At 65.3% G+C, this 8,911-nt stretch carries 8 protein-coding genes; 1 reads left to right on the plus strand and 7 read right to left on the minus strand.

The window, feature by feature from the left end; genetic code table 11:
• Together VF665_RS03545 and VF665_RS03550 are read right to left on the minus strand one after the other, a co-directional pair.
• On the minus strand, positions 1 to 734 hold a 734-nt coding region (locus VF665_RS03545), incomplete at its 3' end, for a restriction endonuclease subunit S (RefSeq protein ID WP_331052027.1).
• On the minus strand, positions 731 to 2,287 hold the full coding sequence (locus tag VF665_RS03550) for a type I restriction-modification system subunit M (RefSeq protein WP_331052028.1): 1,557 nt from the start codon (positions 2,285 to 2,287) through the stop codon (positions 731 to 733). The genes VF665_RS03545 and VF665_RS03550, both read right to left, overlap by 4 nt.
• A gap of 968 nt (positions 2,288 to 3,255) precedes the next feature.
• Here VF665_RS03550 and VF665_RS03555 point away from each other — a divergent pair.
• Positions 3,256 to 3,426 carry a hypothetical protein gene (locus tag VF665_RS03555; protein WP_331052029.1) on the plus strand — a complete coding sequence of 57 codons (171 nt, stop codon included), beginning with the start codon at positions 3,256 to 3,258 and terminating at the stop codon, positions 3,424 to 3,426.
• 257 nt (positions 3,427 to 3,683) lie between these two features.
• Here the strand turns inward: VF665_RS03555 and VF665_RS03560 are convergent, their stop codons facing one another.
• From VF665_RS03560 to mdh, 5 genes are all read right to left on the minus strand, one after another.
• A complete protein-coding gene (locus VF665_RS03560) occupies positions 3,684 to 4,517 on the minus strand; it encodes a succinate dehydrogenase iron-sulfur subunit (RefSeq protein ID WP_331052030.1) in 834 nt (277 codons plus the stop codon).
• A complete protein-coding gene (gene sdhA, locus VF665_RS03565; RefSeq protein WP_349263092.1) occupies positions 4,517 to 6,253 on the minus strand; it encodes a succinate dehydrogenase flavoprotein subunit in 1,737 nt (578 codons plus the stop codon). The genes VF665_RS03560 and sdhA overlap by 1 nt, the downstream gene beginning before the upstream one ends.
• A complete protein-coding gene (locus VF665_RS03570) occupies positions 6,253 to 6,705 on the minus strand; it encodes a hypothetical protein (RefSeq protein WP_331052032.1) in 453 nt (150 codons plus the stop codon). The genes sdhA and VF665_RS03570 overlap by 1 nt, the downstream gene beginning before the upstream one ends.
• The gene (gene sdhC, locus VF665_RS03575) at positions 6,702 to 7,211 is read right to left on the minus strand and encodes a succinate dehydrogenase, cytochrome b556 subunit (RefSeq protein ID WP_331052033.1); all 510 of its coding nucleotides are present in this window, start codon (positions 7,209 to 7,211) and stop codon (positions 6,702 to 6,704) included. The genes VF665_RS03570 and sdhC overlap by 4 nt, the downstream gene beginning before the upstream one ends.
• Before the next feature lie 94 nt (positions 7,212 to 7,305).
• Positions 7,306 to 8,229 (minus strand): malate dehydrogenase, encoded by a 924-nt coding sequence (gene mdh / locus VF665_RS03580; protein ID WP_331052034.1) that lies wholly within the window; start codon positions 8,227 to 8,229, stop codon positions 7,306 to 7,308.
• Positions 8,230 to 8,911 lie beyond the last annotated feature (682 nt).

Consider the following 8,911-nt stretch of genomic DNA (forward strand, 5'->3'; position numbering starts at 1 on the left):
TAGATCTCGCCGTAATGGATAGCACCGATGCCAGCCTTTACGTAGTCCGCCTTGGTGAAGCGCTTGCCGCGAATGAACTCGCCAATCTCCCCCAGCGCCTTCCACTCCACTTCCCCGTCTTCAAACCGCAGCAACTGGTCGCGGTAGTGGTTGTACTGTACCTTGCGGGCGGTCAGTTCGGCGGTCAGTTCGGCGGTCAGCTCGGCGGTCAGTTCGGTAAAGGCGTCCAGGATGCGGACGATTTCGGCCTGGATCGCCAGCGATTTCTGTGGGTTGTCCGGGCAAGGAATGGGGACAGGGAATTTGTCAGTGTCGGGGATTGCGATTTGTGGCATTTGCATTTTGCCACCAATGTTCTGAAAGTGCGGCTCATTCAATTTCAGAAAATGGTAAACAAACTTGATATTGATCGCAGCGCTGTTCGAGTAGTAGGACCACATTTCGCTCTTGTGGGAGAACGGCTTGTCATAATACGCGAACTCAATAACTCCACGAGACTTGACGATGACTGACGGTTCGCGATTCACTTCACCTGCTGGGATGTCCTCAAGATCAACGAATGCAACCGTCTTCCCGCCGGCAAAGATCTTTACTGGTGCGCCGTCTTTGTGAAGCTCCTTCATCTGCCCAGCGGTAATCTTTGTTCCTTTAGTTCGGACAAGTACTTCCCCCAGCGCCTTCCACTCCACCGCCACCCCATCCAGCAGCCGGTCCAGATAGTTCCTCCCGCTCATCCCGCCGCCTCCACGCCCTCGATCTCGGCGACGATGGCGTCGATCTCGCGGCGCAGCTCGTCAATGCGGGTCACGGTCGTCTTCAGCCCGGCATTGACCGCGGCGATGTCCACCGCCTCACGGGTGTCCCGCGCTTCCACATAGCTGCTCACCGACAGGTTGTAGTCGTGGCCGGCGATGCCATCCAGCGACACCGAGCGAGCGAAGTGATCGACGTCGGCCTTGCTGTCGAACACATCCATGATCCGGTCGATGTGCGTGTCCAGCAGCACGTTGTTGTTGGTCTCCTTCCTGAACAGCCCGCTGGCGTCGATGAACTGGGTGCGGGTGTCGGTCTTGTTCTTGGCCAGCACCAGGATGTTGACGGCGATGGTGGTGCCGTAGAACAGGTTGGGCGCCAGCGCGATCACCGTTTCCACGTAGTTGTTGTCCACCAGGTACTGGCGGATCTTCTGCTCGGCGCCGCCGCGGTAGAAGATGCCGGGAAAGCATACGATGGCCGCGCGGCCCTTGCTGGAGAGGTAGCTGAGCGCGTGCAGCACGAAGGCGAAGTCGGCCTTGGACTTGGGCGCCAGCACGCCGGCCGGGGCGAAGCGCTCGTCGTTGATCAGCGTGGGGTCGTCGCTGCCGATCCACTTCACCGAGTACGGCGGGTTGGAGACGATGGCATCGAAGGGCTTGTCGCCGCCGAAGTGCGGGTCGGTGAGGGTGTTGCCCAGCTGGATGTTGAACTTGTCGTAGTTGATGTTGTGCAGGAACAGGTTCATCCGCGCCAGGTTGTACGTCGTGTGGTTGATCTCCTGGCCGAAGAACCCGTCCTCGATGACGTGGGCGTCGAAATGCTTCTTGGCCTGCAGCAGCAGCGAGCCGGAGCCGCAGGCCGGGTCGTAGATCTTGTTGACGCTGGCCTGGCCGTGCATGGCCAGCCGGGCGATCAGCTTGGACACGTGCTGCGGGGTGAAGAACTCGCCGCCGGACTTGCCGGCATTGGCGGCGTAGTTGGAGATTAGGAACTCGTACGCGTCTCCGAACAGGTCGATATGGGCGGCATCGAACCGGCCGAAGTTCAGCTCGGCCACCCCCTTGAGCACGGCGGTCAGGCGCGTGTTCTTGTCCTTGACGGTGTTGCCCAAGCGGTTGCTGGTGGTGTCGAAGTCGGCAAAGAGGCCCTTGATGTCGTGCTCGGAAGGGTAGCCGTTGGCCGAGGCTTCGATAGCGGCGAAGATGGCGGCCAGGTCGGTGTTCAGCTTCTCGTTGCCGTGCGCCTTCGCAACCACGTTAGCGAACAGCTGGCTGGGGTAGATGAAGTAGCCCTTCGTCTTGATCGCGTCGTCCTCGATCTCGGCCGTGATCACGCTGTCGTCCAGCTCGGCGTAGCGGATGCTGTCGTCGCCGGCTTCGATGTAGGCCGCGAAGTTCTCGCTGATGAAGCGGTAGAACAGCGCGCCGAGCACGTACTGCTTGAAATCCCAGCCATCGACGGCGCCGCGGACCTCGTTGGCGATCGCCCAGATCTGGCGTTGCAGTTCGGCGCGTTGTTGGGTGCTGGTCATGGCTTCATATTCTTCATTGGGTGCATATGGGCTGAGGCACTAGTGTCCGGTTAAGATTTCGAGGCAACGCTGTAACAGCATCTCGGTCCGCTCCTACCGAGTGGGAATCCGGGAACGTAGCGAGGTACAGGTCAACAGCGGCTTGCGCATTGGCGTCGTAGAATATGAGAAAACGTCGTGCTGTTGTCACCAAACACCCCCGGGTTGAATTGGCCGCCGACGTGAAGTGCGGCTCGACGTCGGTGAATGCCGCGCAGCGGCGCGGGTTCAATCAGCCGGTCGGGAAACTCAGCGCATCACAATGGGTCCCAGCACTATGAACACAGGGAAGCGTGCGGCGGCCGATTGGGACACCCGGGCACCCTGCGCATCACTCGCGTGGTGCAGCGGACCGGAGGGCCTAACGACCCAAGGGTCAGGGGTGCGGGGCCGGCGCGCAAGACTCTCATCGCGCCGAAAGCATGCAAGGCCCCGCATCCGCTGCAGCCGATTGTTAGGCCGCGTGCGGATTTGGGCGCCTGCCGGAGCGAGCTAAAGTTTCGTTGAGCCTCGTTTCAGAATCTCGATCAACCGGTCGAGTTCATCCCTCCGCTCTTCCGCAAGCTTGATAATAGCCGCGTGCCATCCTTTCGGGGGCGTCCGATAGCCAGGCGCTCCCTCCTGCAGTCGAGCTTGCCGAATAGTGGAGGGGGACATCCCGGCCGCCTCAGCAATCTCAACTGTGGTGACTTGGCGCCCCAGGACGTTGACCGCAGTTCGGAAATCCATTGCGAGTGTCAGCAGTGTGTGTTGACAAACACGATGTCAGCATGATATATTTACATCCAGCAGGGCACAACAGCAAGGCGGGTGCATCGGCTCCCGATCAAGAGCACCGACACACCCGCCTGGTGCGAACCGACCCAAAGGCCGCCCGCTCACCAAAGCTGCCCTGCTGGACGGCCCGGGTCAAGAGGATGGAGTCCACGATGCCACGGAAGCCGAAGGATCCCGCGCCCGCCGCTGAAAAGCCGGCTTACACCATCATCAAGCAGGAGCACAGCCGCTGGTGGGAGGTGCGCGACCCGAACGATGAGCTGGTGTGCCTCACGGTATACCGGAAGGGCGCGAGAGAGGTTGTGCGACGACTCGCCGCCTGAGACAGACCAGGAGGAAACACACGGCAGCCGCAGGAGAGATCACCTGCGGCTGCCGCAATGCTTGCTCAGCGGCCTAACTCGTTGTTCAGGACTCCGGCCGCCATCCGTCTTGATGTCCATCGGCGTGCGGGACGAGAGCCCTGCCGCTCGGCCGTGGCGTGCGGCCGTGGGCCGGTGGTTGGAGACGAGCAAAAACCGGCCCCGCGGCGAGGACGCCGCGGGGCCGGTCTGTCGTGCTTCTTACAGCCAACCGCCGATCAGCCGGCGGCGTGCGCTGAGGCGGGCTGACGGATGGTGACGTTGGCGGCGCCGCCTTTCAGGATGGCCTGCTTCACCTCGCCGATGGCCTTGGTGATGCGGATCTCGCGGGGGCACGCCTCGGTGCAGTTAAAGATCGTGCGGCAGCGCCACACGCCTTCCCGGTCGTTCAGAATCTCCAGCCGCTCGTCGCTCGACTCGTCGCGCGAGTCGAAGATGAAGCGGTGCGCGTTCACGATCGCCGCCGGGCCCACGAAGTTCTCGTCGGCCCAGAAGCTGGGGCAGCTGGTGGTGCAGGCCGCGCACAGAATGCACTTCGTCGTGTCATCGAAGCGCTCGCGGTCCACAACCGTCTGCCGGCGCTCGCGGCCGTCCGCGGGCACCGGGTTGTCGTTGATCAGGTACGGCATCACGGAGCGGAACTGGGCAAAGAACGGCTCCATGTCCACCACCATGTCCTTGATCACCCGAAACCCCATCAGCGGCTCGATGGTGACGCTGCTGCCGACGTCGCGGATCAACACCTTGCACGCCAGCCGGTTCACCCCGTTGATGCGCATGGCGTCGGACCCGCAGATGCCGTGGGCGCAGCTGCGGCGGTAGGTCAGCGTGCCGTCCTCGTACCACTTCACCTGGTTCAGCGCGTCCAGCACCCGGTCCGTGGGGTCGGCATCCACCGTGTACTCCCGGTACACGGGCTTGGCGTCCGTGTCGGGGTTGAAGCGAAAGATGCGCAGCGTCACCCGGGTGGTGGCGCCCGCCTTGGCGGCGGCGCGCACCGAAGCGGCGCCGCCGGCAACCGGAGCCCGGGACTGCGTCGTGGGAGCGGCCATCAGTACACCCTCTCCTTGGGCTGGAACTGGGTGATGGTCACCGGCTTGTAGGTGATCTCCATCTCCCCGTTCCGCTGGGTCACGAACGTGTGCTTGAGCCAGTTCACGTCATCGCGCGTCTCGTAGTCCTCGCGCATGTGCGCGCCCCGGCTTTCCGTGCGGTTCAGGGCGCTCAGCGCCGTCACCTCGGCCAGGTCCAGCAGGTTGGCGAGCTCCCACGCCTCCAGCAGGTCGGTGTTGAACCGCGTTCCCTTGTCCACGATGCTCACGCCGGCAAAGCGCTGCTTGAGCTCGCGCACCTTGGCCAGGGCATTCGCCATGCCTTCGTTGGTGCGGTAGATGCCGACGTCGTCCTGCATCACGTCCTGCATCTCCTCGCGCAGGCGCGCCGCGGGCTCGCCCTTGGGCACGCCGCGGATGCGCTCCAGCTGCTCGCGCGCGAAGTCCTCGGGGTTCTTCGGCAGCTTGGGCAGGTCGGCCTTGGCGCAGTACTCCGCCATGGCGATGCCGCCGCGCCGGCCGAAGACGACGAGGTCCAGCAGCGAGTTGGTGCCCAGCCGGTTGGCCCCGTGCACGCTCACGCACGCCGTCTCGCCCGCCGCGTACAGCCCCGCCAGCACCGTGTTCTGCGCGTCGGAGATCACCCGGCACTGCGCGTCGGTGGGAATGCCGCCCATGGCGTAGTGCGCCGTGGGCTGAATGGGCATGGGCTGCTTGACCGGATCGATGCCCAGGTACGTGCGGCAGAAGTCGGCGATGTCGGGCAGCTTGTTTTCGATGACGTCGGCGCCCAGGTGCGTGGCGTCGAGGTACACGTACTTCTTGCCGTTGATGCCGCGCCCCTCGCGGATTTCCTTGCTGATGGCGCGGGCCACCACGTCGCGGCTGGCCAGGTCCTTCATGGTAGGCGCGTAGCGCTCCATGAACCGCTCGCCGTGGTCGTTGCGCAGAATGCCGCCTTCGCCGCGCACGCCCTCGGTAATCAGGATCCCCAGGCGGTAGATGCCCGTGGGGTGGAACTGGTAGAACTCCATGTCCTCCAGCGGGATGCCGCGCCGCAGCGCGATCGCCACCCCGTCACCCGTGTTGGCGTGCGCGTTGGAGGTGATGGACCACACCCGCCCGAAGCCGCCGGTGGCGAACTCCACCGCCTTGGCGTGAAACACGTGCAGGTCGCCCGTCGCCACCTCGTACGCCACGCAGCCGCAGCAGCGCCCGTCGTCGGCGGTGATGATGTCGAGCACCTGGAACTCGTCGTAGAACTCCACCCCCTGCTTGATGCAGTTCTGGTAGAGCGTCTGCAAAATCATGTGCCCGGTGCGGTCGGCCGCGTAGCAGCTGCGGCGCACGGGGCCCTGCCCGAAGTGGTGCGTGTGCCCGCCAAAGGGGCGCTGCGCGATCTTGCCGTCCGGCGTGCGGCTGAACGGGAGCCCCATGTGCTCCAGCTCGATGATGACGGGAATGGCTTCCTCGCACATCGCCGCGATGGCGTCCTGGTCGCCCAGGTAGTCGCTGCCCTTTACGGTGTCGAAGGCGTGCCACTCCGGATGGTCTTCTTCCAGGTTGGCCAGCGCCGCGCAGACGCCGCCCTGCGCCGCCCCGGTGTGCGAGCGGGTGGGGTACAGCTTGGAAATGACGGCCGTGCGCAGGCCGGGCGTGCGCGACAGGTAGATGGCGCTCATCATCCCCGCCCCGCCCCCGCCCACCACCAGCGCGTCGTACGTGTGTGTATGGATCATGACCGCAGGCCGCGGGTGAAGTCAAAGGTCAGCAGCGCAAAGACGCCCCACAGCAGCGTGATGCCCACGATGGCGTACAGCACCATCTTGGCGGCCTTCCGCTTGCCGGGCGCGCGGATGTAGTCCTCTACCGAGTAGCGCGCGCCGTTCACCCCGTGCAGCAGGGCAAAGGTGGCCAGGCCGATGTTGAACGTGCGCCAGAGCGGGTTGTTCCACCGCGCCAGCACCAGCTCGGCGCTCAGGTGCTCCACCCCCACCATGAGGTTCCACCACACCAGGTGGTAGAGCGACATGAAGATGAGCGCCAGCCCGGACAGCCGCATGAAGAGCCAGGAGTACAGCTCGAACTTGCCCTTCTTCTGCAGCGCCCCCTCGGGCGCCTGAAAGCCGCCGCCGGGGCGCCGCTCGCCGCGGCCGGTGTCCTCGACGTGAATTTCCGTGGTGCTCATCGCCCGCCCTCCAGGCTCACGGGGGCCACGGGCGCCGGCGCGGCGGCCGCTTCCACGTTCACGCCGCGCTCCATCTGCCGCTGGCGGTGCCGCTCGGCGCCGGGCTCCTCGGCCAGGCCAAAGAGCGGGGCCAGCATGAGCCAGGTCACCGGCAGCATCAGCACGGCCGTCATGCCGATGGCCACCAGCGCCAGGCGGCGCTGGTGCAGCATGGCGATGGGCCAGAAGTCCTGGATGATGATGCGCAGGCCGTTGAAGGCGTGGAACAGCACCGCGAAGAAGATCCCCAGCTCCGCCACGCGGAACAGCGGGTGGCGGTACAGGTTCAGCGCGTGGTCGTACCAGTCGGGGCGGATCACGACCAGGGCCGTGTCCACCACGTGGATGATGAGGAACAGAAGAATGCCCAGGCCGGTCACGCGGTGCAGCAGCCAGGTCCACATCCCGGCATTGCCCTTGTAGCGCAGCCCCTGGCTGAAGGATCTGGCTCGGTATTCGGTCGCCATTTTCGGTGCTCCGTCCGGGGCGGATGCGCCCGCCCGGTGGGGTGCTGCAAGTCGCGCCGCGCCCGGGTGGGCGCGGCGCGGGGAAAACGCTCCGTCAGACCAGCGCCATCGGCTCCAGAACGGCGTCCGCCGACTTGCGCAGCGCCGCCTTTTCCTCGTCCGTCAGCGTCACTTCCACGATCTGCTCCAGCCCGTTGCGGCCCAGCTTGCAGGGCACGCCCAGGAACAGGTCCTTCATGCCGTACTCGCCCTGCAGCCACGCGGCGCAGGGAAGAATGCGCTTCTTGTCCTTGACGATGGCTTCGGCCATCTGCACCGCGCCGCTGCTGGGGGCGTAGTACGCGGAGCCCGTCTTGAGGTACTTGACGATCTCGGCGCCGCCGTTGCGCGCGCGGTCCACGATGGCGTCCAGCCGCTCCCGGTCGATCAGCTGCGTGATGGGGATGCCGCTGACCGTGGTGTAGCTGATGAGCGGCACCATGGTGTCGCCGTGGCCGCCCAGCACCATGGCCTGAATGTCCTCGACGGACACGTCGATGGCCTCGGCCAGGAACGAGCGGTAGCGGCCGGTGTCCAGCACGCCCGCCATGCCGATGACGCGCTCGCGGGGAAAGCCGCTGGCCTTCATGGCCACGTAGCACATCACGTCCAGCGGGTTGCTGACCATGATGATGATGGCGTTGGGCGACACGCGGGCGATGTTCTCGGCCACGCTGCGCACGATGCCGGCGTTGGTGGTCAGCAGGTCGTCGCGGCTCATCCCCGGCTTGCGGGCAATGCCGGCGGTCACGATGTAGATGCCGGAGCCGGCGGACTCCTCGTAGCCGTTGCTGCCGGTGACGCGGGTGTCGAAGCCCTCGATGGGAGCGGACTCCCACTGGTCCAGCCCCTTGCCCTGGGGAATGCCCTCGGCGATGTCGATGAGAACGACCTCGCGCGCGAGCTCCTTTTCGGCGACGCGCTGGGCCGCCGTGGCGCCCACGTTGCCCGCCCCTACCACCGTGATCTTGTCAATCATCTTCAGGCCGATGCATAAGTGAAGTCGGGCCGCGGCACGCGTGGTTTTTGGACGGGCCGGCGGTGGCGCCAACATAGACGGACCCGCGCGGCCTGTCAACGCCGGTTTGGCGGCGGATTTCGGGCTGTTTCGGGCGATCACGGTCTTGTTGTCCAAGGTTCGTACAAGCATACACCGTACCCGCGGTTCGGTGCGCCGGCGATGATTCAGCCGACGGTAGGTCATCGGGCGGGCCTCCACCCGGGCCGGCACCACCGGACCACCCTGAGCCGGCCGCGCTGAGCGAATGAATTCGCCGCAACAACGACGGAAAGTCTCCCCAAACAGACGGGGAGACTTCACCCGCACGCGGCGGGATGGCCGGCGCGCGAGGGCGGATGTTGGCGCCGCGGTCGATGTCCTGAGCGAGTGAACTCGCCGCAACAACGGCTGGAAGCCTCACGGTACTGCTGTGAGGCTGCGCGTGCGCGGACGATGAGTTCCGCGCGGGTCCGAGGCGCCCCCTGAGCGGATGAATCCGCCGCTCCAGAAGCGGTAAGCCCCGACTCGTGGCCGCTGCCGCGTCCACGATCGAGCCTTCCACTGACCGGGGGACAAGCAGGCGCCATTGCGGGCACCACGGCGGCCCCCACCCGGGCTCGCATTACTCGCCCACCCTCCCCCAAAACAGACTGGGGGAGGG

The sequence above is a fragment of the Longimicrobium sp. genome (genome assembly GCF_036387355.1).
In the GTDB taxonomy this organism is placed as follows: domain Bacteria; phylum Gemmatimonadota; class Gemmatimonadetes; order Longimicrobiales; family Longimicrobiaceae; genus Longimicrobium.

Bases quoted from the DNA above. Each gene is read 5' to 3' on its own strand.
- VF665_RS03555 (WP_331052029.1), top strand. From the start codon at position 3,256: ATGCCACGGAAGCCGAAGGATCCCGCGCCCGCCGCTGAAAAGCCGGCT.
- sdhC (WP_331052033.1), bottom strand. From the start codon at position 7,211: ATGGCGACCGAATACCGAGCCAGATCCTTCAGCCAGGGGCTGCGCTAC.
- VF665_RS03560 (WP_331052030.1), bottom strand. From the start codon at position 4,517: ATGGCCGCTCCCACGACGCAGTCCCGGGCTCCGGTTGCCGGCGGCGCC.
- VF665_RS03550 (WP_331052028.1), bottom strand. From the start codon at position 2,287: ATGACCAGCACCCAACAACGCGCCGAACTGCAACGCCAGATCTGGGCG.
- mdh (WP_331052034.1), bottom strand. From the start codon at position 8,229: ATGATTGACAAGATCACGGTGGTAGGGGCGGGCAACGTGGGCGCCACG.
- VF665_RS03570 (WP_331052032.1), bottom strand. From the start codon at position 6,705: ATGAGCACCACGGAAATTCACGTCGAGGACACCGGCCGCGGCGAGCGG.